General features: G+C 68.2%; 22 protein-coding genes and 1 tRNA gene. 10 read left to right on the forward strand and 13 right to left on the reverse strand.

Annotated features, from left to right (window positions below; translation table 11 throughout):
* Positions 1-2: 2 nt before the first annotated feature.
* Positions 3-1,361, reverse strand: coding sequence for a nicotinate phosphoribosyltransferase (locus tag CGU35_RS04670; protein WP_100810465.1), 1,359 nt, complete (start codon positions 1,359-1,361; stop codon positions 3-5).
* 56 nt (positions 1,362-1,417) lie between these two features.
* Between CGU35_RS04670 and murI the strand changes: the two genes are divergently transcribed.
* The 4 genes from murI to CGU35_RS04690 all read left to right on the forward strand — a co-directional run bounded on the left by murI (position 1,418) and on the right by CGU35_RS04690 (position 4,675).
* Positions 1,418-2,242, forward strand: coding sequence for a glutamate racemase (murI, locus tag CGU35_RS04675; RefSeq protein WP_100810466.1), 825 nt, complete (start codon positions 1,418-1,420; stop codon positions 2,240-2,242).
* A 45-nt stretch (positions 2,243-2,287) separates the two neighbouring features.
* Positions 2,288-3,034, forward strand: a complete 747-nt coding sequence (gene rph, locus CGU35_RS04680; protein WP_100810467.1) for a ribonuclease PH — start codon at positions 2,288-2,290, stop codon at positions 3,032-3,034.
* Positions 3,035-3,037: 3 nt separating this feature from the next.
* Positions 3,038-3,658 (forward strand): RdgB/HAM1 family non-canonical purine NTP pyrophosphatase, encoded by a 621-nt coding sequence (gene rdgB / locus CGU35_RS04685; protein ID WP_100810468.1) that lies wholly within the window; start codon positions 3,038-3,040, stop codon positions 3,656-3,658.
* A gap of 93 nt (positions 3,659-3,751) precedes the next feature.
* Positions 3,752-4,675 carry a cation diffusion facilitator family transporter gene (locus CGU35_RS04690; RefSeq protein WP_100810469.1) on the forward strand — a complete coding sequence of 308 codons (924 nt, stop codon included), beginning with the start codon at positions 3,752-3,754 and terminating at the stop codon, positions 4,673-4,675.
* Between the two features lie 135 nt (positions 4,676-4,810).
* On the opposite strand, the gene CGU35_RS04695 is transcribed toward CGU35_RS04690, so the two are convergent.
* The gene (locus tag CGU35_RS04695; RefSeq protein ID WP_100810470.1) at positions 4,811-7,381 is read right to left on the reverse strand and encodes an ATP-dependent DNA ligase; all 2,571 of its coding nucleotides are present in this window, start codon (positions 7,379-7,381) and stop codon (positions 4,811-4,813) included.
* Between the two features lie 106 nt (positions 7,382-7,487).
* On the opposite strand from CGU35_RS04695, the gene ku reads away from it, so the two are divergent.
* Positions 7,488-8,378: a non-homologous end joining protein Ku gene (gene ku / locus CGU35_RS04700; RefSeq protein ID WP_100810471.1), complete on the forward strand. Its 891-nt coding sequence runs from the start codon at positions 7,488-7,490 to the stop codon at positions 8,376-8,378.
* A 36-nt stretch (positions 8,379-8,414) separates the two neighbouring features.
* On the opposite strand, the gene CGU35_RS04705 is transcribed toward ku, so the two are convergent.
* Both CGU35_RS04705 and CGU35_RS04710 read right to left on the reverse strand, forming a co-directional pair.
* A complete protein-coding gene (locus tag CGU35_RS04705) occupies positions 8,415-9,209 on the reverse strand; it encodes a DedA family protein (protein ID WP_100810472.1) in 795 nt (264 codons plus the stop codon).
* A 65-nt stretch (positions 9,210-9,274) separates the two neighbouring features.
* Positions 9,275-9,356, reverse strand: a tRNA-Leu gene (locus tag CGU35_RS04710).
* Between the two features lie 114 nt (positions 9,357-9,470).
* Here CGU35_RS04710 and CGU35_RS04715 point away from each other — a divergent pair.
* From CGU35_RS04715 to CGU35_RS04725, 3 genes are all read left to right on the forward strand, one after another.
* Positions 9,471-9,854, forward strand: a complete 384-nt coding sequence (locus CGU35_RS04715) for a PadR family transcriptional regulator (RefSeq protein ID WP_100810473.1) — start codon at positions 9,471-9,473, stop codon at positions 9,852-9,854.
* A gap of 1 nt (position 9,855) precedes the next feature.
* A complete protein-coding gene (locus tag CGU35_RS04720; protein ID WP_100810474.1) occupies positions 9,856-11,205 on the forward strand; it encodes a permease prefix domain 1-containing protein in 1,350 nt (449 codons plus the stop codon).
* Positions 11,206-11,275: 70 nt separating this feature from the next.
* Complete coding sequence (locus CGU35_RS04725) at positions 11,276-11,716, forward strand: hypothetical protein (RefSeq protein ID WP_103663177.1); 441 nt, start codon at positions 11,276-11,278, stop codon at positions 11,714-11,716.
* 42 nt (positions 11,717-11,758) lie between these two features.
* Here CGU35_RS04725 and CGU35_RS04730 read toward each other — a convergent pair whose 3' ends face one another.
* The 9 genes from CGU35_RS04730 to CGU35_RS04770 all read right to left on the reverse strand — a co-directional run bounded on the left by CGU35_RS04730 (position 11,759) and on the right by CGU35_RS04770 (position 21,656).
* Complete coding sequence (locus tag CGU35_RS04730; protein ID WP_100810476.1) at positions 11,759-13,462, reverse strand: dihydroxyacetone kinase family protein; 1,704 nt, start codon at positions 13,460-13,462, stop codon at positions 11,759-11,761.
* Between the two features lie 46 nt (positions 13,463-13,508).
* Positions 13,509-13,943, reverse strand: coding sequence for a nuclear transport factor 2 family protein (locus CGU35_RS04735; RefSeq protein ID WP_146048034.1), 435 nt, complete (start codon positions 13,941-13,943; stop codon positions 13,509-13,511).
* A 26-nt stretch (positions 13,944-13,969) separates the two neighbouring features.
* Positions 13,970-14,449 (reverse strand): nuclear transport factor 2 family protein, encoded by a 480-nt coding sequence (locus tag CGU35_RS04740; protein ID WP_157813891.1) that lies wholly within the window; start codon positions 14,447-14,449, stop codon positions 13,970-13,972.
* Positions 14,407-15,336 (reverse strand): SMP-30/gluconolactonase/LRE family protein, encoded by a 930-nt coding sequence (locus CGU35_RS04745; protein ID WP_157813892.1) that lies wholly within the window; start codon positions 15,334-15,336, stop codon positions 14,407-14,409. Before CGU35_RS04745 ends, CGU35_RS04740 begins: the two co-directional genes overlap by 43 nt.
* A 113-nt stretch (positions 15,337-15,449) precedes the next feature.
* Positions 15,450-16,745, reverse strand: a complete 1,296-nt coding sequence (locus CGU35_RS04750; protein WP_100810480.1) for a substrate-binding domain-containing protein — start codon at positions 16,743-16,745, stop codon at positions 15,450-15,452.
* Positions 16,746-16,821: 76 nt separating this feature from the next.
* Positions 16,822-17,841: an ABC transporter permease gene (locus CGU35_RS04755; protein WP_100810481.1), complete on the reverse strand. Its 1,020-nt coding sequence runs from the start codon at positions 17,839-17,841 to the stop codon at positions 16,822-16,824.
* Positions 17,838-18,824, reverse strand: coding sequence for an ABC transporter permease (locus CGU35_RS04760; RefSeq protein WP_100810482.1), 987 nt, complete (start codon positions 18,822-18,824; stop codon positions 17,838-17,840). Before CGU35_RS04760 ends, CGU35_RS04755 begins: the two co-directional genes overlap by 4 nt.
* Entirely contained in the window at positions 18,821-20,377 is a 1,557-nt protein-coding gene (locus CGU35_RS04765) for a sugar ABC transporter ATP-binding protein (RefSeq protein ID WP_181003408.1), read from the reverse strand. The genes CGU35_RS04760 and CGU35_RS04765 overlap by 4 nt, the downstream gene beginning before the upstream one ends.
* 316 nt (positions 20,378-20,693) lie before the next feature.
* On the reverse strand, positions 20,694-21,656 hold the full coding sequence (locus tag CGU35_RS04770) for a LysR substrate-binding domain-containing protein (RefSeq protein ID WP_100810484.1): 963 nt from the start codon (positions 21,654-21,656) through the stop codon (positions 20,694-20,696).
* A gap of 95 nt (positions 21,657-21,751) precedes the next feature.
* Here CGU35_RS04770 and CGU35_RS04775 point away from each other — a divergent pair, with 95 nt between their 5' ends.
* Positions 21,752-22,666 (forward strand): cyclase family protein, encoded by a 915-nt coding sequence (locus CGU35_RS04775; RefSeq protein ID WP_157813893.1) that lies wholly within the window; start codon positions 21,752-21,754, stop codon positions 22,664-22,666.
* Between the two features lie 192 nt (positions 22,667-22,858).
* Positions 22,859-23,554 carry a hypothetical protein gene (locus tag CGU35_RS04780; protein ID WP_100810486.1) on the forward strand — a complete coding sequence of 232 codons (696 nt, stop codon included), beginning with the start codon at positions 22,859-22,861 and terminating at the stop codon, positions 23,552-23,554.
* The last annotated feature ends 8 nt before the right edge of the window (positions 23,555-23,562 follow it).

Consider the following 23,562-nt stretch of genomic DNA (forward strand, 5'->3'; position numbering starts at 1 on the left):
AGCTAGCGCCCGACCATGACGGTCGGGATCGCCGGATCGGACTTGCTCAGCGCGAGCGCCTGGAGCGGCAGTTCGGCGCGGACCCGGGCGTGATGGGTGCGGGCGGCACGGGTGCCCTCCGGCCCCTCCGCGGCGGTGTCGATCTCGCCGGCGACGACGAGCGGGACCTGCAGGGCGCGGGCACCGGAGGGGACGGATGCCGAGGCATCCGATCCATCGGCGGAAGTTCCCTCGGCGGAAGCTCCATCGGCGATGACGAGCTCGCTCGTCGACACGGCGTGCTCGACGGTGCGATAGGCGGACTTGCGGCCGCCGATGGACGCCTTGGCGGAAGACGCCTTCGCCACCGGGATCCAGGTGCCCGACGCGTCCTGTCGTGCCACGAGCTTGTAGACCATACCCGCGGTGGGCACGCCAGAGCCCGTGACGACCGAGGTGCCGACACCGTAGGCGTCGACGGGAGAGGCGGCGAGGGCCGCGATGGCGTACTCGTCGAGGTCGCTCGTCACGGTTATGCGGGTCCGGGTCGCGCCGAGCGCGTCGAGCTGAGCACGCACGTCGGTCGCGACGATGGGGAGGTCTCCGGAGTCGATGCGGATGCCGCCGAGCTCCGTGCCCGCGACGCGGATCGCGGTCTCGACCCCGCGGCGGATGTCGTAGGTGTCGACGAGCAGCGTCGTGCTCGGGCCCAGCGCGTCGACCTGGGCACGGAAGGCTTGTTCTTCGGTGTCGTGCAGGAGGGTCCAGGCGTGCGCGGCGGTGCCCATCGTGGGGACCTGCCAGCGGCGGCCGGCCTCGAGGTTGCTCGTCGCCGAGAATCCCGCGATGTAGGCGGCGCGGGCCGCCGCGATGGCCGACTCTTCGCCCGCGCGACGCGAACCCATCTCAGCCAGGGGGCGCGAGCCCGCGGCCGTCGACATGCGGGCCGCCGCGGTCGCGATCGCCGAGTCGTGGTTGAGGACGCTCAGCGCGAGGGTCTCGAGCACGACCGCGTCCGCGAAGGTGCCCTCGACGGTCAGCACGGGCGAGCCGGGGAAGTACAGCTCGCCCTCGCGGTAGCCCGAGATCGAACCGCGGAACCGATAGGTCTCGAGGAACGCGAGTGTCTCGGCATCCACGATCCGCTCATCGCGGAGGAACGCCAGCTCGTCGTCGCCGAAGCGGAAGTCGCGCAGCAGCCCGAGCAGCCGCCCGGTACCGGCCACCACCCCGTAGCGTCGCCCACCCGGCAGACGGCGCGCGAACACCTCGAAGACGCAGGGGAGGCGGGCGGTTCCGTCGCGAAGCGCGGCACCCACCATCGTGAGCTCGTAGCGATCGGTGTATAGGGCGCTGCTGTGGCCGCTGGCCGGGTCGGTCATCCGGTCACTCTACCGACGCGGGCCGCGAGCATCCGCCCCGGGTAGGCTGGGGAACCATGAACGACGCGCCGATCGGAATCTTCGACTCCGGCGTCGGTGGGCTCACGGTGGCACGTGCGATCGGCGATCAGCTGCCCCGCGAATCCCTCGTCTACATCGGCGACACCCTGCACTCGCCCTACGGCCCGAAGCCGATCGCCGATGTGCGGCGCTACTCTCTCGAGGTGCTCGACTCGCTCGTCGACCAGGGCGTGAAGATGCTCGTGATCGCGTGCAACACGGCCTCGGCGGCCGTCTTGGGCGATGCCCGGGAGCGCTACGACGTGCCCGTCGTCGAGGTCATCCGTCCCGCCGTCCGCACCGCGATCGCGACGACGCGCAACGGACGTATCGGCGTGATCGGCACCGAGGGCACGATCGGCTCGGGCGCCTACCAGGACATGCTCGAACTCAACGACGCCCTGACGGTCTTCGCGCAGGCGTGCCCGGCGTTCGTCGACTTCGTCGAGCGGGGCGTGACCGGCTCGCCCGAGCTGCTCGAGATCGCCGAGGGGTATCTCGCACCGCTCCGGCACGCGGGCATCGACACGCTCGTGCTCGGCTGCACGCACTACCCGTTCCTCAAGGGAGCGATCAGCTACGTCATGGGACCGGATGTCTCGCTCGTGGCGAGCGATGACGAGACGGCCAACGACGTCTACCGCCAGCTCGTGACCCGTGACCTGCTGACCTCGTCCGACCAGCCCGGGACGCACGTCTACGAGGCGACGGGCGGATCACCGGAGGCCTTCATCGACCTCGCGAACCGGCTGATGGGTCGTGAGGTGCGATCCGTTCAGCTCGTGCACACGGGCGCGATCGACCTGCCGTCGGTCGGTTGACGACCCCGCAACTCACCCATACTCTCCGAACGAAACGAGACAGACATGACCGAGATCGCGCGCGCCGACGGGCGCACCCCCGCAGAGCTGCGTCCCATCACGATCGAGCGCGGCTGGAGCGCCCACGCCGAGGGTTCGGCGCTCATCTCGTTCGGCGGCACCAGGGTCCTCTGCACGGCCTCGTTCACGAACGGCGTGCCGCGCTGGCTCGTCGGCAAGGGCAAGGGCTGGGTCACGGCCGAGTACGCGATGCTGCCGCGTGCGACGAACAGCCGCAACGACCGTGAGAGCGTCAAGGGCAAGATCGGCGGGCGCACGCACGAGATCTCGCGCCTGATCGGCCGCGCGCTGCGCTCGGTCGTCGACACCAAGGCACTGGGCGAGAACACGATCGTGATCGACTGCGACGTGCTGCAGGCCGACGGCGGCACCCGCACGGCCGCGATCACGGGCGCGTACGTCGCCCTCGCCGACGCGATCGAGTGGGGCAAGCGCAAGAGCTTCATCGCGCAGCGCTCGCAGCCCCTGCACGACTCGGTCGCGGCCGTCTCGGTCGGCATCATCGACGGCGAGCCGATGCTCGACCTGGCGTACGTCGAGGATGTCCGCGCCGACACCGACATGAACGTCGTCGTGACGGGGCGGGGCCTCTTCGTCGAGGTGCAGGGGACGGCCGAGGGCGCGCCGTTCGACAAGCGCGAGCTCGATGCCCTGCTCGACCTCGGAGTGGCCGGGTGCGCATCGCTGCGCGAGCACCAGCTCGCCGCGCTCGCGGGATCGACGGCGGAGTAGCGGATGTCACGGCGCATCGTGCTCGCCACGCACAACCCGCACAAGGTCGAGGAGTTCGGCGCGATCGTCCGCGAGACGCGTCCCGACCTCGAGGTCATCGGTTACGACGGACCCGAGCCCGTCGAGGACGGTGTGACGTTCGCGCAGAACGCTCTGATCAAGGCCCGCGCGGCGGCGGCGCATACCGGGTTGCCGGCACTCGCCGACGATTCGGGGATCTGCGTCGACGTCCTGGGCGGTTCGCCGGGGGTGTTCTCCGCCTACTGGGCGGGACACGCGAAGGATGCCTCGGCCAACCTCACCCTGTTGCTCGACCAACTCTCGGACGTCGCGGATCCGCACCGAACCGCGCAGTTCATCTCGACGATCGCGCTCGTCGTGCCCGCGGAAGACGGGGAAGCGGCCGCCGAGCACGTGGTCGAGGGTCGGTGGTCGGGGCGCCTCGCTTCCGCCCCGTCGGGTGAGAACGGATTCGGCTACGACCCGATCTTCGTCCCGGACGGGCAGCCGTCGGGCGCCGAGCGCTCGGCCGCGGAGTTCTCACCCGCCGAGAAGAATGCGGCATCGCACCGGGCTCGCGCGTTCTTGGCGCTCGTGCCGCTGCTGTCGACCCTCTCGGTCTGAGATCCGGCGAGGCGCGAGCGTATGAGAATCGGAGTCATTCCCGGCTAGGCGAAATGGCGCGGAACGGTGCAATCTCGGGCCTAGCCTGGAGGCATGCACGATCACGCGCCGGCCGGGGGAGGCATCCGCAACGCCTCGAACCGTCGACTCTTGGCGATGTCGCTCGCGCTCACCGCGACCGTCATGGTCGTGCAGATCGCCGGTGGTGTGCTGAGCGGATCGCTGGCCCTGCTCGCCGATGCGGCACACATGTTCACGGACACGGCGGCGCTCGTCATCGCGCTCGTCGCCAACGCCGTTGCGTCGCGGCCGGCGGATGATCGCCGGACATACGGTTATCAGCGTGCCGAGGTGTTCGGCGCGCTGATCAACGCGGCCGTCCTGATCGTCCTGTCCGTCTGGATCGCAATCGAGGGCGTTGGGCGACTGATGGCACCGGGTGACGCCGAGGTCGAGGGCGGCGTGATGCTCGTCATCGCGATCGTCGGCCTGGTGGCGAACGCCGTGGCGCTGTGGCTGCTGAGCTCGGCGCAGCGCAGCAGCATCAACGTGCGCGGGGCGTATCTCGAGGTGATGGGCGATCTGCTCGGATCCGCCGCCGTCATCGTGGCCGCGATCGTCATCGTCGTCTCGGGGTGGGTGCAGGCCGATGCGATCGCGTCGCTGCTGATCGCCGCGATGATCGTGCCCCGAGCGATCGGGCTGCTGCGCGAGGTGTTCTCGGTGCTGTCGGAATCGGCGCCGCAGGGCACGCACATCGCCGAGATCCGCAATCACATTCTGGGTGCGCCGGGAGTCGCGGACGTCCACGACGTGCACGTCTGGCAGCTGACCCGCGGAGCCCCGGTGTTCACCGCCCACGTCGTCGTGGACGCCGACGTGCTCGAGCACGGGGGAGCGGCCGAGCTTCTCGCGAGCCTGCAGTCGTGCCTGGCCGACCACTTCGACGTCGCGCATTCGACGTTCCAGTTCGAGCCCGCGGGCTACGCCGACCGCGACACAGCGGCGCACGCCTGACGGAGCCCGGTCACACCGCCGGGCGCTACGCAGTCGCACCCCCACCGAGGACTTAGGCGCCGGGGGAGGAACATCGGGGCTCGATCATCCTCATCCGGTGCCGAAGTCCTCTTCTCACCCCGAATCGGTGGTGTGTCAGGCCTCCCGCACCACATCTGCGGGGGTCTTGTCGGGGCGCAGGCCGCGCCAGCGGGCGTGACGCAGCGAACCATCGCGTGTCCACTCGGCGAACTCCACCTCGGCGACGAGCTCCGGCCGCACCCACAGGGCGTCCGAGGCATCCGCCGCCGGAACGCCCACGAACGGATTCGTGTCCGACCGCAACGGACTGAGCGCGTCGGCGAGGCGCGTGAGAGTCGCGTCGCTGAAGCCCGTCCCCACCCGCCCCACGTACTGCAGACCGTCCGGGCCCGGCACGCCGAGCAGCAACGACCCGATCGACCCACTCCGGCCACCCCGGCCGGGACGGATGGCGCCGATCACGACTTCCTGCGTCCGTGTGAGCTTGACCTTGAGCCACGATTCCGTGCGGATGCCTCGGCGATACGCCGACGCGGGATCCTTCACCATCACGCCCTCCAGCCCGAACTCGCGCGCCGTCGCGAGTGCCGCGTCGAGGTCGTCGAAGACCGGCGGTGCCGACAGGGGCGGCCGGGCTTCCGCGACGACGCGGTCGAGCAGCGAGCGGCGTTCGCGTAGGGGGAGGGTCGCAATATCCGCTCCGTCGTGCTCGATCAGGTCGAACACGTAGAAGGTCACGCGGGTGCGGCGGGCCTCCGCGGCGATCTCGTTCGCCTTCACGAGGTTCATGCGGTTCTGCAGCAGCGAGAAGCTGGGGCGTCCGGAGTCGTCGAGGGCGACGAGTTCGCCGTCGAGCACCGCGGGTACCGGTGGCAGGCCGAGCGATTCGGCGGTGATCTCGGGGTACCGCGACGTGATGTCGGTGCCGCGGCGACCGATCAGGCGCAACGTCGCGCCGTCCCACACGCCGAGGGCGCGGATGCCGTCCCACTTGAACTCGACCCAGGGCGCGGCGCCCCCGCGCGCCGACCAGCGGCGGATCGCCGCCGCGGCCAGACCGGGCGTGGATCCCGTCGCGAGCATCGGGCTGAACCGTTCGCCGGGCGGGATGTCGGAGCTCGCGCGGGTCGCGGACGGCGTGGGCGCCTCCCGCGCGGCGGGCTCGTCGGCCGAGCTCTCCCGCTCTGTGACGGCGTCTGCGTCCCCGTGTCCGTCCGACGCGTGCGGCGCCTCGTCGTCGACCTCGTCCAGGGGCACGACGGCCCGACCGTCCGGCTGCGGCGCACCCGAGGCATCCGTCTTCATGCGGTGCAGCAGCCAGGTCGACTTCTCACCGTTGCCGTTCGTGCGGATGAGCGCGATCCGGACCCTTCCGAGGGGTCCGCCGGGGCGCCCCTCGAGAGTTGCGATGATCTCGTCGTCGCGCCACTTCTCGAGGTCGTAGCGGCCGTCGTCCCAGATCGTCATCGAGCCCGCGCCGTACTCGCCCGCGGGGATGGTGCCCTCGAACTCGAGGTATTCGATCGGGTGGTCCTCGGTCTGGACGGCCAGGTTGTTGCGGGCGGCGGTCGGCGGGATGCCGCGGGGGACCGCCCAACTGGCGAGCACGCCGTCGCGCTCGAGGCGCAGATCCCAGTGCAGGCGGCTCGCGTGGTGCTCCTGGATGACGAAGCGCGGGCGCTCGCCGGAGGCGTCGGACGCCCCGAGTGCATTGGACGGCACCGGTTCGGGGGTCTTGCCCGCCTCGCGTTTTGCGATGTAGACGGCGAGGGGTCCGTCGTCCGCGGAGCGCCCCCCGGCGTGGAAGCCGAGTGCGGCGAGTGGGTCGCCATCCGATTCCACCCTCTCGAGAACCTCGGCGAACTCGAGGTGCGCCAGGTTCGGGTCATCGAGTTCGGCCCACGTGCGGGGCGCGGCGACCGTCGGGTGAGGACGTCCGCGCAGCGAGTAGGGCGCGATCGTCGTCTTGGCGGCGTTGTTCTGGCTCCAGTCGATGAAGACGCGGCCGGGGCGCGCGGCCCTGCTCATCGCGCTGACGACGAGGTCGGGATGATCGGCCTCGACCGCACGCGCGAGTTCTTTCGCGAATGCCGAGATCTGGTCGCTCGTCTGGGCGCCGTCGAGGGGCGCGTACAGGTGGATGCCCTTGCTGCCGCTCGTGACGGGGTAGGCGTCCCAGCCCATCCCGCCGAGGATGTCGCGGCACCAGCGCGCGACCTCCGCACACGCGGCGAGCCCGACGCCCGGACCGGGATCGAGGTCGAGCACCAGCCGATCGGGGTTGCCGCGGGCACCGTCCGCCGTGAAGCGCCATTGGGGAACGTGCAGCTCGAGGCTCGCGACCTGCGCGAGGTACACGAGCGTCGCGACATCGCCGACGAGCGGGTAGTCCTTCGGCCCGCCCGAGTGCTCGATGCGGGTGCGCCGCACCCAGTCGGGGGCTCCGGCCTCCAGGTCTTTCGCGAAGAACGAGGACTCGGGATGCTCCGCCGTGCCCACGCCATCCGGCCACCGCTTGCGGGTCACGGGTCGCCCGGTGACGTGCGGAATGAGGAAGGGCGCAATCCGCGTGTAATACGCGATGACCTCGCCCTTGGTCGTGCCCGTGGCGGGGTAGAGCACCTTGTCGAGGTTCGACACGCGCAGGCGACGCCCCGCAACGCGCACCACCTGCTCCCCGGCCATGCGCTCAGGGTACCCGTGCACTCCCGAGTTTCTCCGCTGTCGCACATCGATGCCGGGCCCGAGTCAAGGGGTCGATTTGCGACAGCGGAACGGGTTGACTGGTGCCATGAGAGCGATCTGGAAGGGTGCCGTCGCGTTCGGCCTCGTCAACGTGCCCGTCAAGGTCTACGCCGCGACCGAGGACCACGACGTGTCGCTGCACCAGGTGCACGCGAAGGATGGCGGACGCATCCGGTACCAGCGCATCTGCGAGATCGACGGCGAGGTCGTGCCGTACGCCGACATCGACCGCGCCTACGACGACGGCGAGCACACCGTGGTGCTGACGAAGGACGACATCGCTTCGCTGCCCTCCGAGCGCAGTCGCGAGATCGAAGTCGTCGAGTTCGTGCCCTCGGATCAGGTCGATCCGATCATGCTCGACCGCTCGTACTTCCTCGAGCCCGATTCGTCGTCGCCCAAGGCCTACGTGCTGCTGCGGCGGACGCTGGAAGAGACCGACCGCACGGCGATCGTGCGGTTCACGTTGCGGCAGAAGACCCGGCTCGCGGCACTCCGAGTCCGGGGCGAAGTGCTCGTGCTGCAGACGTTGCTGTGGGCCGACGAGGTTCGCGAGGCGTCGTTCCCTGCGCTCGATGAGCCCGTGAAGATCTCTGCCAAGGAGCTCGAGCTGTCGGCCAGCCTCGTCGACAGTTTCGCCGACGACTTCCGGCCGGACGAGTTCGTCGACGACTACCAGCGCGAGTTGAAGACCCTGATCGAGGCGAAAATCGAGCAGGGCGACACGCTCGACACCGCGGCGACCTTCGGGGAGCAGGAGTCCGAGGAGAAGGGTGGCGAGGTCATCGACCTGATGGATGCGCTGCGTGCCAGCGTCGAGAGGTCACGTGCCGCGCGCGGGGACGGTGGGGCGAAGAAGGATGCTCCGGCCAAGAAGTCTCCGTCGAAACCCGCCGAGAAGCCGGCGGCGAAGAAGAAGTCCGCGAGAGCGTCCTGACCCGGTCTCGCCGGGTGCGCCAGGCGCGGACGCGCGTCAGGCGCCGGGGCGCGGGTGGCCGTCGGTGTCGTGGTGGCCGATCTCGGGGGCCTTGTCGAACACCTCGGGCTCGAGTACGAGTTCCTGTGCTTCGACGGCATCCGTGACGACATCCTCGCCCGCCGCGGCGGCCTTCTTGGCCTTCCGGCGCTCACTGAAGTAGTGGTAGGCGGTGACGAGCGCGGTGCCGCCCACGGCGATGAGCAGAATGACGTCGATGTACTCGGTCACGAGGTCGCGCACGAACGGAATGAATCCGATGACGTAGCCGAACATCGTCAGCCCGAAACCCCAGAGGATGGCGCCGATCAGGTTGTAGAGCGTGTACTTGCCCTTGTGCATGTGGCCGACGCCCGCCGCGACCGGCGCGAAGGTGCGCACGATCGGCACGAAGCGCGCCAGGATGATCGTGATTCCGCCGAAGCGCTCGAAGAAGGCGTTGGTGCGCTCGACGTTCTTGACGCTGAACAGGCCGGATTCCTTGCGTTCGAACACGGCGGGACCCGCCTTGTGCCCGATGAAGTACCCGACTTCACCACCGACGAACGCGGACAGGCCGATCAGCAGGGCCACCCACCACACCGACAGGCCGAAGACACCGTTGGGTGCGACAGCCGTCGAGTGCGAGAGCAGCCCCGCGATGACGAGAAGGGTGTCGCCCGGCAGGAGGAACCCGATCAGCAGGCCCGTCTCGGCGAAGACGATGAAGCACACCACGACGAGTGACCAAGGGCCCGCCCAGTCGATGATCGCCGCGGGGTCGAGCCAGGGGATGAGGGCTGCAGGCTGCACGAGTTACTTTCCCGTCGTTCTGGGGCGGGTCGCCGACCTCACGAAGATGTGAAGAATCGGCCCAGTGCGGAAGGTGGGACTTGAACCCACACGCCCGAAAGCACAGGAACCTAAATCCTGCGTGTCTGCCAATTCCACCACTCCCGCGGGTCCGAACAGTCTACCGGCCCGGGCGGCAGGTTCCTGGGAAGGGGCGACCGGGATACGTAGAACCACATGCATAGCACAGCAATGTATAGTGCTTCGAGGGTAGGAGGCCTCATGAACATCGACAAAGATCTGGTCGCCGCGATGGCGGCCCCGCTGGTGCTCGCGATCCTGAGCGACGGAGACAGCTATGGCTACGCGATCCTGAAACGTGTCCGCGAGCTGTCGGGGGGTGAGCTGGAATGGACGGACGGCATGCTGTACCCGCTGCTGCACCGGCTCGACCGGCTCGGGCACGTCGAGGCCGAGTGGGGCGTGTCGCCCGAGGGACGCCGACGCCGCAACTACCGGATCACGGATGCCGGTCGTGCACAGCTCGTCGAGCAGCGCCGACAGTGGGCGACCGCCACCCGCACGCTGAGCGGCATCTGGGGTATCGCCGCTCCGGGCGGGCTCGCGGGCCGCACACCGGGCGACATCGCCATGGCGGGGGCCTGACGTGGGTGCGCTGGACGAGGGTGTGCAACAGTGGCGCGCGTCGCTCGCGCGTGGCCGGGTGATCGACGCCGCGGACCTCGATGAGCTCGAGGAGCACCTGCGCGATCAGGCGGAGGACCTCACCGCGTCGGGCCTGAGCGAGGACGAGGCATTCTTGATCGCGCTCAAACGCCTCGGTGCGGCGGATCGTCTGACCGCCGAGTTCGCCCGGGAGCATGGCGACCGGCTGTGGAAGCACCTGGTGCTCGCACCGGAGGCGGATGCGGGCGACGGGCGGTCGAAGCATCCGCTGTCCGTGATGATCGCGTTCGCGCTGCTCGCTGCCGTATCGATCCAGGTGGGCCGGGTCGCGGCAGAGAGCGGCGGCGGCATGGCGTCGTGGTTCCCGCGGAACGTCAGCCTGTTCGTGCTGCCGGTGCTGGCCGGGTACCTCGCCTGGACGCGGGGGATGACGCGCGGGCGGGCTCTCGTCATCGGCGCGATCGTGGCGGTCCTCGCGATCGGCGTGAACGTGTTCCCCTTCGACGATTCGTCGGCGACCGCGACCCTGATAGCGATACACCTGCCCGTCGTTCTGTGGTTCGTCGTCGGCGCCGCCTATGTCAGTGCGGAGTGGCGATCGAGTGCTCGGCGAATGGACTTCATCCGGTTCACGGGGGAGTGGGCGATCTACCTCGTCCTGATCGCGCTCGGGGGCGGCGTGCTGATCGGGCTGACGGTGCTGGTGATCTCGCCGATCGCGCCCGAATCGATCAGCGGGCTGGAGAAGTGGACGCTGCCCTCCGGCGGCGCGGCGGCGGTGATCGTCGCGGCCTGGCTCGTCGAGGCCAAGAAGAGCGTGATCGAGAACATCGCACCCGTGCTGACGGCGATCTTCACGCCCCTGTTCGCCGCGATGCTCGGGGTGGCCGTGGTGCTGTATGCCGTTGCCGGCATCGGTCGCGAGTTCGACCGCGAGCTGCTGACGGGGTTCGACGCGCTGCTGCTGGTCGTGCTCGGCCTGGTTCTGTATGGCCTGTCGGCTCGACCCGAAACGGCGCGCGCGGGTGCGATGGACGTCATCCGTCTGGTCACCGTCGTCGCGGCACTGGTATTGGATGCTCTGGTGTTCGGCTCGCTCGTCGCCCGGATCGGCGACCTCGGGCTGACACCCAACCGCGTCGCCGCGATCGGTCTGAACGCGCTGCTGATCGTCAACCTGGCGGTAACGGCCTGGCTGTCGATTCGGCTGCTGATCGGGCGCGCACCCGTGTCGCGCCTGGTGCGCTGGCAGACGTCGTACCTGCCCGTGTTCGCCGTGTGGGCGGCGTTCGTCGTGCTCGCCCTGCCACCGCTCCTCGGCTTCGCGTGATCGGAGTGCGTCGAGGGGGACGGGACCTTCGGCCGTACTCGCGTTCGGGAACACCGCATAGCGTCGGGCCATGGACACATCTCGGTTGTGGCGCATCCTGCTGTTGGTCGTCTCGGGATTCAACGCGCTTTCGGCGGTGGTCGGTGGGATCGGTTTGATGACGCCGTGGTCGCTCGGCATGCCGACCTGGTGGATCGAAGACAGCGTGTTCACCTATGTGAGCGTCGGCCTGATCCTGTTGGTCGTGGTGGGCGGGACGCAGGGCTTGGCGTTCGTTCTGCTGTTGTTGCGTCGTCCCTACGCTATGTTCGCGAACGCGGTCGCGGGGTTCGGCATGGTGATCTGGATCTATGTCGAGGTCGCGTTGGTGCCGGTGTTTTCGCTGCTGCAGACGCTCTACATCGGCACGGGGATAGCTCAGCTCGCCCTCACGCTCGCGTGCCTGGGCGTTCTGCGGCGCGACGCCGGCGTCACGGCTTGGACGCGTCCCGGCATCCGTCGCCGCTCATGAGGTGGCGCGGGGGTTCACGGCTCGTCCCCGAGTGACCGATTCCTATCGCGCCGATACAGCGGCCTCAGCCAGCAGCGCGAAAGACGTCGCGCCCGCATCCGGTGTTCCGACCGATCGCGCTCCGTGAATGCGCGCCCGACCTTTTCGCGGTGACAGAGCAGCGCTGTCTCGGGCTGCCCGGGTCGCTGCCGCAGCCGCCGCCCCCCACGCGCTGTGGACGTTCTCACCCTCGTCGATCCGCTCCCGCAGCGTTGCGACGAACGGCACGATTGCATCCACCATGGTCTTGTCGCCCGGCTCTGCCCCTCCGCGTGCGACGATGGCGACGGCGAACGCACTGACGGCGGCCCCGACGGTCGTCGAGCTGGGCGCTTCCGTGTCGCCGACCACGGCGCCGGCGGCGACCAGCCCCGCCCCCCACAGCGCGCCGGATGTCCCGCCGGCGACCGCCGACCAACGCTCGCCCGCGAGCCGCAGCGCCGTTCCGGCACCCGCCCCGGCATCGACGGCGCGCCGCGCCGCCGCCAGCGCACCCTTGACACCGGCGACCATCCCGATTCCGTGGTCGCCGTCGCCCGCGATCGCGTCGAGGCGACCGAGTTCGTCCGCGGCGAGTTCGATGGCGGCGGAGGCTGTGCTCAGTCGATGCACGATGTCGCGCGCCGATCGGTTCGACTCCGTCGTGCCGGCGGCGACGCCGGAGTCGAGACGCTGGTCGATCGGGTAGTCGGGCTCCCGACCCGCTTCGGGGTCGAGCAGCGGCCGAGCGAGTGCGACCGAGTCAACGGGGTCGAGCCACAGATCCTCGAGCTCGGTATCCAGATAGGTGATGCTCACCGAGAGTCCCGCCATGTCGAGGCTCGTCATGTACTCGCCGACGAGCGGAGCCACGAGCTTCATCCCGGCTTCCTCGAGACGCTGACGCACGCGGGCGAACACCAGATTCAGTTCGTCGTACTTCGTCGTGCCGAGTCCGTTGACGACCACCGCAAGCCGCTGACCGACCTTTGCGGGGCGTTCCGCGAGCAAACCGTCGATCAGGACATCCGCGACTTCCGCCGCCGTTCCGATGTCCTGCTCGGCGATCCCCGGTTCTCCGTGAATGCCCATCCCGACTGCCATGCGGCCGACCGGGACGGTGAACAGAGGAGCCGGGGCGCCCGGGAGGGTGCATCCCGAGAAGGCGACTCCGAATGTCCTCGTCGCCTTCACGGCTGACTTCGCGACACGCTCCGCCTCGTCGAGTCCGCCTCCGCGCTCTGCGGCGGCGCCGACGATCTTGAGGACGATCAGACTGCCGGCGATGCCCCGGCGCCCCTCCGGTGCATCCGGCGTCCCGGACGCGATGTCGTCCGCGACGACGACGGTGCGCGCGTCGACACCACTCATCAGGAGTTTGTCTTGTGCGCCGCCGAAATGGAGGATGTCGCCCGCGTAGTTGATCGGGACGAAGAGGATCCCGCCCCCTTCGTCGGCAAGCCGGACGACGTCCAGGATCTGCTTCTCGGAGGGGGAGGAGAAGATGTTGCCGCAGACGGCTGCATCGACGAAACCGCGCCCCACCCAGCCGGCGAATGCGGGATAGTGCCCCGATCCGCCGCCCGCGACGATGGCCACCTTTCCGGGCCTTCGCACGCGCCTGACCACCCCGCCCGGCGCGGGCGCCACACGATCGGCATGAGCGGAGCAGAACCCGCGGAGGGATTCGGCGACGAACGTCGCCGGGTCGTTGATGAGCGGACTCAACTGGCGGTCCTCCTCTTTCTCGTGTTGGCGTGCCGCGCGTGAGCGGTCACTCGAATGGGATATCGGTGATCGCGTCGCGCCGGTGGAAGCGCCAGCACCCGTCCTCACGGATGTAGTGGTCGTCGTAGTGGCCGATCTTGGTGAGCCGAGGGTCACCGTCGGCGCTGACGGTGAAATACAGCCACGTCGAGGTACCGGTCCCGCGGTCACCGTCGACCTCGATGAGCGCGTTCGCCGTGGCGTGGAAGTCGGAGCCGACCTCGTTCGTCAGCAGATTACCGCTCATGCCGTCCACCAGAGCGCGAATCGCTGCCCGCCCCGTGGCCTGCAGCTCGGGCGTGCACCAGAGGGTGCCGGCCTCGGCGAACAACTCCGCGTAGGCCACGACGTCCTTGCCGTCCAGCGCCTGCTTGTACGCGGCGGTCAGTCGTCGGATCTGCTCGATGTCCTCGAGTCGTCGAGCACGCGTCTCGGCGTCCATCGACGATCGCTCTGCGTTCCCGCGGTTCACCGCGGCACATCCACGTGCGCCGTACGCTTGGCGAACTTCCAGGCGCCGTCTTCGCGGACGTATTCATCCTCGTAGTGACCCAGCAGGATGATCTCGGGAGTGTCGTCCGAGCTGCGCCCCAGCAAGGTCCAGAGGCATTCGCCCGTCGCGGTGTCGCCGTCGAGCACGATCACGGGCTCTGTGACGAAGTGGACGGTTGTGCGCCCGGGTGCGGGCGGATTGGGAGCGAGCCGCTCCTCGAGCATCGCCCGAATGCCGCCCGGTGTCCGGGCGGTGCCCGTCCGTCCGGACCAGATGCCGTCGGCGGCGAACAGAGCCGCATAGGCCGCCATGTCCCGTCGGTCGAGGTGTTCTCGGTACCGGAACACCAGCGCGCGGATCTCGACGAGATCCTCGAGACGCCCGATTCGCGCCTCGGTCTGCGACGTCGCGCTCACGAGTCCCACCGATCCGGTCGGTGATACGGCAGTCGACACGACGCGACCTTCGTCTGCACCCGGTACAGCTTCGTCGTCATGGTGACGAACAGGGTCCGGAGGTCGGCACCACCCCAGACCAGGTTTCCCGCGACCTCCGGGGTGGGGAGGATGCCCAGCAGTTCTTCCTCGGGTGAGAAGATCCAGATCCCGTCGCGAGCAGTGCACCAGACGTTTCCGAGCTCGTCGGTCTTCATCCCGTCGGGATTGCCCGTGCCGGGTATCCCGGTGCTCCCCATGTCCTCGCAGACGATGCGCCCGCGCACCAGCGCGCCGTCGGTGGCGACGTCGAACGCCTTCAGATTCGTGCGGTCGTTGATGTACATGGTCTTCTCGTCCGGTGAGAAGCACAGGCCGTTGGGCTGCTCGAACTCGCCCGGTTCGACGACCAGTTGAACGGGCCCGCCACCGGGGGGCACGCGGAAGACCCCCTGGAAGTCGAGCTCGCATTCGCGCCCGACACCGACGGCCACCGGCCAGCGGCCGTAGTTGGGATCGGTGAAGTAGATGCTTCCGTCCGAGTGCGTGACGACGTCGTTCGGACTGTTCAGGTACTTGCCTCGATAGTGGAACGCCGGGATCTCCCGCCGACCGTCGGGAAAGATGCGCACGAGGGAGCTCGTGACCTGCTCGCAGACGAGGAGTCCGCCGCCGGGCTCGAACACGGCGCCGTTGCCCTTGAAATCCGGCGACTCCAGGAGCTCCGCGCCGCGCGCCTGCGTCCAACGCCACCGCGCGTCGCCTGGAATGTCGTGAAAGATCAGCTCGTCGGTGACGTCGTTCCACGCGGGTCCCTCGGAGAAGACGAATCCGTCGGCGAGCTGTTCGAACTCGGCGTCGGAGTCGATCAGGTGGTGCAAGCTCTCGCTGATGTGCATTGCGGTCATGGGTATGTCTTCCTTCGGTGATGTCTGAGCGAGCGCGGCCGGTGCCGAGCAGATGGGTGCCGCCGGAGCGATCTCGGCGATCGCGTCCGGCGACACCCGCCGGCACCGTCGAGCTACTCGACGAGGTCCTTGCCGGGGCCACCCGTCGTGGTGAAGAACTGGTCGAGGTACGACTGCGGGGCGAAGTCGTTCGGCGAGCCGAGCGGGTCCCCGAGGTCGTTCAGCGTTGCGCCCTCGGGCACGAGCGACTTGACGTTGTCCTTTGTGACCACGGGCACCTGGATCGGGATGTCCGTCACCTTGGGGCCGTTTCCGGCCAGTGTGTTCAGGAGGATCCGCATCGCGGCCCATGCCTGCTGGTTGCCGTTGTACGCGCTTCCGCCCGTGACGTAGCCCTCGTCGAGGTGGTCGGCGAAGTACGAGAGGTCGCCTGCCTGGCCGCCGACCATGTTCACGATGGGCACGTCGCGTCCGACCTGCTCGAATGCCTGGATGACGCCCTGGGCCATGATGCCGTTCTGCAGGACCCCGTCGATCTGGCCCGGGTGTGAGACGAGGAACTGCTGCATCGCCGTCTTCGTCGTCGCGTTGTTCCAGTTGCCGTTGATCTCACCGATGATGTTGAGGTCGGGGCACGCATCGATCATCGTCTTGATCTGGTCGTAACCGTAGGTCTCGGCGGCGGCGCCCTGCATGCCGCGAACCACCACGATGTCACCCTTGCCGCCGAGGGCCTTGATCGTTTCGGCGGTGCCGCCCGCGATGTTGAGCGGGTTGGCCGAGATGGCGTACTCGGACGGACTGGTGTTGCCCATGATGACCGTGGGGATGCCCGCCTCGCCGGCCTCCGTGAGCGCGGGTGCAAGCGGGTCCGCGGCAATCGGAAGCATGATGACGCCGTCGACGCCGTCGCGCACCAGCGATTGGAACCCGGCGATCTGGTCGGCGGGAGTCTGCGTCGCGGCGTCCGGCAGGATGCTCATCTCCAGCTCGCCTTCCACGAGACCGAGCTCTTTGGCCTTCTGGAACGCATCCTCCATGCCCTGGAACAGGTTGGTGACCCACGCGGAGTTGGGCGCGAACGAGCTGAACCCGATGCGCCACGGTCCGGGCTTGGCCTCCATGTCCGCGTAGGGGCTCACACGCACGGGACCCGGGTAGCCGCTGAACAGCTCCTTCGTGGCGTCGGTGAGCTCCGCGTCGGCGCCGTCGACGAAGTTGGGCGGGATGTTGGGCACTTCGCCGCACTCGCTGGCCATTCCGGAACTCGTGGGAGCACTGCTGCTCCCGACCGTCGCGCCGCCCGAGCCGCACCCGGCGAGGAGCACGGCGACGCCGGCGATGGCCACGAGAGCGGCCGGACGTAGTGCCCGCGTCTGTCGACGCGAGATGGACTTCTGATAGGACACCGTTGTCTCTCTTTCTCTTGTTTGTTGTGCAACGAAAGCTGCGTGCAGCTTTCGAGGGGATCGGGATGGGTCGAGTTCAGACGAGATCTCGGATTCGTCGCTCGCGTCCGTACAGGGTCACGGCGAGGAGGATGATGATGCCGTAGAGCAGCTGCTGGTCGGCCGTGTCGGCTCCGTGCCCGATGAGCACGATCATGAGGACCGACAGGAACAACGTGCCGATGACCGTACGGGTGTAGTCGCCAGGACCGCCGAACACCGTGCCCCCGACGACCACGGTCGCGACGGACTGGAACAGGTAAGGGTTGCCGAGCGTCGAGTCGACGCTGCCGGAGAACCCCGCGAGCAGGACGCCCACGAGGACGGACGCCACGGCGCTGAACGCGAACACGAGGGTCCACACCGTCCGCGTCTTCACGAGCGAGTTCTCTGCCGCCAGGGGATTGGCGCCGGTGGCGAGGATGTGCCGACCGGGTACCGTGCGGTGCAGGAACAGTGCGACGGCGATGATCACGACGACCCAGATCACGACCACCGGCGGGAAGGGGATGCCGAACGTGGACTGGATCGGCGAAGACAGCATCGAGAGCCACTGAGGTGCGCTGCCCGCGAGGGCTCCGCCGGTCTGAATCTGCATGGCACCGAGAGCGATCGCGCCCGTACCGAGTGTGACGACCAGGGGCGGAATGCTGAGTCGATGACAGATCTGACCGGCTGCGCCGCCGAGCAGGGTCGCGGCGATCACCGTGATGCCCAGTGCCACCCCCACGTCGACGTTGTAGATCGAACTGAGACTCGTGACCGAGAGTGCGCCGGCGACGATGAAACCCGATACCGACAGATCGAATCCGCCCATGATGATCAGCAGCGTCTGTCCGACGGATGCCAATCCCGCGAGCGCCGCCAGCACGAGGATGGACTGCAGGGCGGGGAAGCTGAAGAATCCGTCGAGTGTGACGGCACCGACGACATAGACGATGATGAGCGCAAGCACCTGCAGCACAGGGAATCGGCGTTGGATCGCTGCGGCCCGTCTGAGCGTGCCCGAGAATCCGGGCGAGGCGGTTCGCGACGCTGGTGCGATGGAGGAGCTCATGCGGATTCCTTCTTCTTGCGAGTCAGTTGCGCGCCGAGCACGACGGCAAGGATGAGCACGACGCCGTAGAGCAGCTGCAGCCAGGTGGGGTTGACGTCCAGCCCGCGCAGCAGACTCTGCAGCAAGTAGATGACGGCCGCGCCGAGCAGCGAGCCGAGCACACCGCCACGCCCGCCGACGAGCGAGGTCCCGCCGAGCGCGACGGCGGCGACGGCGACCAGGGTGTACGACGAGGACTGCCCCGCGTCCGCAGAGCTGACGAGCGCGACCAGGGCGAACGATCCGATCGCCGCGAAGAGGCCCCCGAAGACGTAAGCCATCAGCCGGACGAACGCGACGTTCACTCCGCTCGCGAACGCGGCGGCGTCGTCGCTGCCGACCGCGTAGAGCATCCTCTTGTAGGGGATGAACCCGATAGCGCCCCAGATGAGCAGCGGGATGGAGATCATGATGAGCCCGCCGGGAATCGGGCCGACCATTCCGGAGAGACTCGAGACCCAGCTCCCCGTCATGCTGACGGGGTTCGGGATGAACTTGAGATTCACGCCGATGAGGACGAAATACATCGCCAGCGTGACCACCATCGGCGGAACGCGCAGGAGCACGATGAGCAGTCCATTTATCCCGCCCATGACTGCTCCGACGAGCAGCACGAGGGGGACGGCTTCGATGCCGCCGAGGCCGTTCGGCACGAGGACGATGATGAACACGGCCGAGCAGAAGGTCATCAGCGGCGATATCGACAGATCGAATCCGCCGCGACCGCTGATGATCGAGGGGGTGCTCGCCATAGCGGCGATTGCGAGCGGGGCGAATGTCGCGAGCTGCTGGACCCAGCCGAAGTTCGGCTGGATGATCAGGTTCGCCACCAGCAGGATCACCGCGAGCAGCAGCGCGATGACGTAACTGTTGCGGCGCAGGAAGTCACGGACGCTGAATCCTCGGCGACCCGCCCGGGACGTGGTCAGGATGGTGTCGGTCATGATCGGGCGCCCCCCTGCATTTCTTCCGGATCCGCGAAGTACGCCGAGACCAGGGCGCTCCGGGACAGCTCCGCCGCGGGCATCTCCCGATAGAGTTCGCCCTCGCGGAACACCAGCACGCGGTCCATCAGGTCGACATGTTCGTCGACGTCCGTCGAGAGCATCACGACCGCCAAGCCTGCGGTCACCAGGGTTGTCAGCAGCTCGTAGAGGTCTCGTTTCGCGTTGACGTCGATGCCGCGTGTCGGGTCGTTGAGGAGGAGCACCTTCGGCTCTGCCGCGAGCCACCGTGCGATGACGACCTTCTGGGCGTTTCCACCGCTGAGCGTCGTGATGCGGTCTTCGGGATCGCCCAGCACGATCCCCATGCGCCGGACGTAGTGATCCAGTCGTCGAGATGTGGAGGCCGGTCGCAGCCAGCCCCCGACCGTGTCCTTGTCGAGGGTCGGCATGCCGAAGTTCTCGCGGATCGACATCCAGCCGAACATCGATTCGCGGCCGCGTTCGCGAGGAACGTAGGCGACGCCGTTATTCGAGGCATCCGAGATCGAGCGGATCGGGGATGTCTTCTCGCCGATGATGCGTTCGACATCGCCGCGCGCGGGACCCGTTCCGCGCAACGCCTCCAGAAACGCCTCCTGCCCGTGGCCCTCGAGCCCCGCGAGGCCGACGAGTTCGCCGGCCCGGATCTCGACGTCGAACGGCTCCCCTCCGGCGCGGAGCCGTAGCTGCTTCGCCCGCAGGAGCACGGGTCCGAGGTGGCGAGCCCGATCGCGGGCGCGCTCCCGTTGCTCGCGTTCACCCGTGCCCGACATGAGGGCTACGACCTGGCTCGGGCGCCAGTCTCCGCGCTCGAAGGTGCCGACGGTGGCGCCCGATCGCATGACCGTGATGCGATCGCCGATAGCCTCGATCTCGTCCATGCGGTGCGTGATCAGCACCACCCCCGTGCCCCGGGCGGCGAGTTCGCGCACGATCTCGAAGAGGCGGTCGCGGGTACCGACGTCCAGTGCCGAGGTCGCCTCGTCGAGGATGAGCACCCGCGGATTGCGCACGAGCGCCCGGGCGATGCAGCACGCCTGTCGATCGCTCAGCGAGAGGTCCTCGGCGGGCATCGACAGATCGATCGAGGTGCCGAGCAGCCGCTCGACCCACATCGAGGCGGTCGCCTTCTTCTCGGCGGACGAGATCCCCGCGCGGATGGGTGTCTCCGCCCCGAGCCAGATGTTGTCGAGCACCGAGCGCGCGGGGGCGACCAGGATCTCCTGGAAGACGGTGACGATGCCGCGTTCCTGCGAGGCCCGCGGGCTCCGGAAACCTCGGACGGCGGTCCCGTCCGAGTCGATATCACCGGAGTCGGGCTGGTGCACGCCGCTGAGGATCTTCACCAGTGTGCTCTTTCCCGAGCCGTTCTCGCCCGCTATCGCATGCACCTCGCCCGCGGCGAGTCGGAACGTGCAGTCGGTGAGCGCCTTGGTCTGCCCGAACGCCTTGCGGAGCGACTGCGTGCTGAGCAGCAGCCTCCGGTCGACGCCGGTCGCCACCGACGTCATGCCGTGATCCGGCCGGTGGTGGCGAAGCGCGTCGGCATGGAACCGGGGCCGGTGGCACGAGCTGGGTTCATCGTCATTCCAAACCTTCCGTGACGCACGCAAGCAGCGCGCCATCGCGTCGTCCGGAGTCAGCTTCGACTCCGGTGAAAGAGGTTGTCGCGCCGCTCTCCGGAATCATCTGCGACTCCGGAGGGCGATGCCCTCGCCCCATCGGGATGGGGTGTGCGTTCAGACTGCATCAGGCCGGTGGGCCCCATCAACACGGCGTTACTGAACAGGGACCTTTGCTTTCCTTATCGGCGCCGCGGGAGCCCGATCACGCGCTGGTGATCGGGGGTCGTCGCCGGGCGGACTCGCCGTGTGCTTGGAGCAGGGTCTCGGAGCGTTCCTGCACAGCGAACTCGATGAAACGCTGGGCGCGCGGCGAGAGCGGTGCGCCCCGTAGATACGCGAGCACGACAGATGTCGTCGGCATGGGCTCCTGGATCGACTTGGGAACCACTCTCGTGCCCTCATAGGTCACATCCGTGACGGGGCGCTGCATGAGGAAGCCGTAGCCGAGTCCGCGCCCGACCAGGCAGCGCACGAACTCGAAATTGCGCGTGCGCATCGTGACGCGAGGCTCGATGCCGATGCGCGAAAGCGCGGATTCCCAGTTCTGACTGCTCGGCGCGCTATCGAAGAGGATCATGGGCTCGTCCGCCAGGTCGACGAGGCTCACCTGATCGTCCTGCGCGAATCGGTGATCGGGCGGCAGCAGCACGTACGGTCGGACGATATCGATGACGATGCTGGTCAGATCGGTGGCGAGATGGTCGTCGTAGAGGATCGCGAGCTCGGTCGCGCCCTCTCGCAGGCCTCGCTCGAGCTCGGGCTGCGTGCCGTCCTGCACGTCCAGGGCGATGCCGGGTGCCTCGTCGTGGAAGCCGGCGATCAACGGAGTCAACAGCATGGCTTCGAGAGTGAAATAGCATCCGATGGGGAGCCTCCCGCTCAAGCTGCCCTTCTCGGTATCCATGCGTGTCTGGAGCATCTCTGCCGCAGAGAGCAGTTCGCGCGCGAACCTCAGGAAGTCGGTGCCGGCCGGCGTGAGGGACATTCCCTTCGTGCGCTGTCGGACGAAGAGCTTGACGCCGATTCCGCGCTCGAGCTCCGAAACAGAGAGGGAGATCCCGGGCTGCGAGGTGTGGGTCAGCTCCACCGCACGGCTGATGGATCCGGCATCCGCCACCGCGACGAAATGCTGCAGTTGTCGAATCGTGTAGCGAATCTCTTGCACCCCGGCAGTCTGTCATCCCCGCGGTTCGCGTCGACCTGTCGAAGAGTGGTATGCACCGCACACACAGTTTTCTTCGTGCACAGTATGGTGGCGCGATGGATCACGACGAAGAGATCTCGCGCTCAGCGATCGTTCCCGACTGGGTGCTGGAGGCCTCGCGCAACCGCCGCTATGGCGCGGCGAACGCGCGCGGCACGCTCAACCTGCTGGATGATGCCGCCGCGGCCCGGGCCGCGGCATGCATCGTGTCGGGGCGAACGATCAGCCTGGCGCGCCCGGTGCGTGCCGACGATTTCAACACCACACCCGAAAACCCCACGTTCGACCACAGGTCCGAGTACGTCGAAAGCCCGGACGGTCTGGGGTGGGGGCTGTCGCACCTCCGGCTCGATCCGCACGGGCTGCAGAACACCCATCTCGACGCGCTGAACCATGTCGCGGTCGGCGGGACGTTCTACGGCGGGCGCTATGTGAACTCGCGCGACCAGGGCGGCGTGGACACCCTGGGGGATTCGGGCATCCTCGCGCGGGCCCTGTACGTGGACATCCCGACTCTGCGGGGCACGGCCTGGGCCGACCGCCCCGTCACCGGGTCGGACATCGAAGAGGCGCTCGAGGGGGCCGGGGTGCGCGTAGAACCCGGTGATGCGCTCTGCGTCGACATGGGACGCGACCGCTTCGAGGCGCACGTCGGTCATCTGTTGGGAGGGCCCGGGACGGACGAGGACGCGGGCGGGGGACTGGCGGAATCTGCGGCACGATGGATCGCTGACCACCCCGTGTCGATTCTCGCCTGGGACATGTTGGACTCGCGTGACGCGAAGGAGGCGCACGCTTCCGCCCATATCCTCGGGTGGGCGATAGGCCTTCCGCTCGTGGACAACTGCGATTTCGCACGGCTGCGATCAGAGATCGGACCCGGCACGCGGGTCGCGGGAGCGCTGGTGTTGGCCCCCCTCGCGGTGCCGGGTGCGAACGGAGTCAACCTCAATCCGCTCATCCTGCGTTAGGCGCCCTCTGCCCGCGATGTGCGGAATCGCCGGGGCAGCCATTTGCGGAGCAAAAGCAGGACAACAGGTTTCGCTCTTTGCTCCCGGGGCGCACAGCCAGCACCCTGTGACTTGGCGGTGCGGATGCCGATGGACGGTGCGCTCACGCCTGGTGGGTCGCATCCGCACCCCAGATCTCGTCGAAGGAGACAGATGATGTCGAGCACATGGAACCCCCTGCGAGCGGTGTTCGCGCTTCCCCCGGAGGAGGTCGATCCCGCCGACTTCGAGGCGTGGCATGAGGGGGAGATGGATGCCCTGCTCCGCGTCGAGGGCGTCGCGTCGGGTCGTCTCTACGCCCTGCAGCCGAGCGTCGGAGCGGGCAAGACATCCCCGACGGTGTACACGTACTGCGGACTCTACGAAGTCGACGGCGACCACGCGGAGACCCTGGAGCTGATGGATGCGGTCGTCGCACGGGGCGAACGCCCGGACTTCATCGCGCGCACCCGGTTCGCCGTATACGACCTCGCGGCGATCGACGAGGTTCGTTCGGCACACACTCTCGATGCCGACAGTCTGTACCTGGTGTTCAGCGCCCCGCCGGAGGGAATCTCAACGGCCGAGTTCGAGGCCTGGTACCACGAGCACGTGCGCGAGAACGTCGAGATCGGGGAGTTGGCGGCCGCGCATCGTTGGAAAGCGCTGGCATCGCTGGTCGACCCGCTGCTGCCCCCGCACGCGACGCATGTCGCGACCTACGAACTCACCGCGGGCAAGGACACGATGAACAGGCTTCTCGATACGGCCATCGCCGAGGGACGGATCGTGCTGCCCGACTGGTTCCCGGGAATCACGTTCGGTTCGGCGCAGATCACGGCCCTGACCGATCGGCTGTCGGCGGGCTGAGCAGAATG

This window comes from Microbacterium sp. BR1, from assembly GCF_002812725.1.
Lineage (GTDB): Bacteria > Actinomycetota > Actinomycetes > Actinomycetales > Microbacteriaceae > Microbacterium.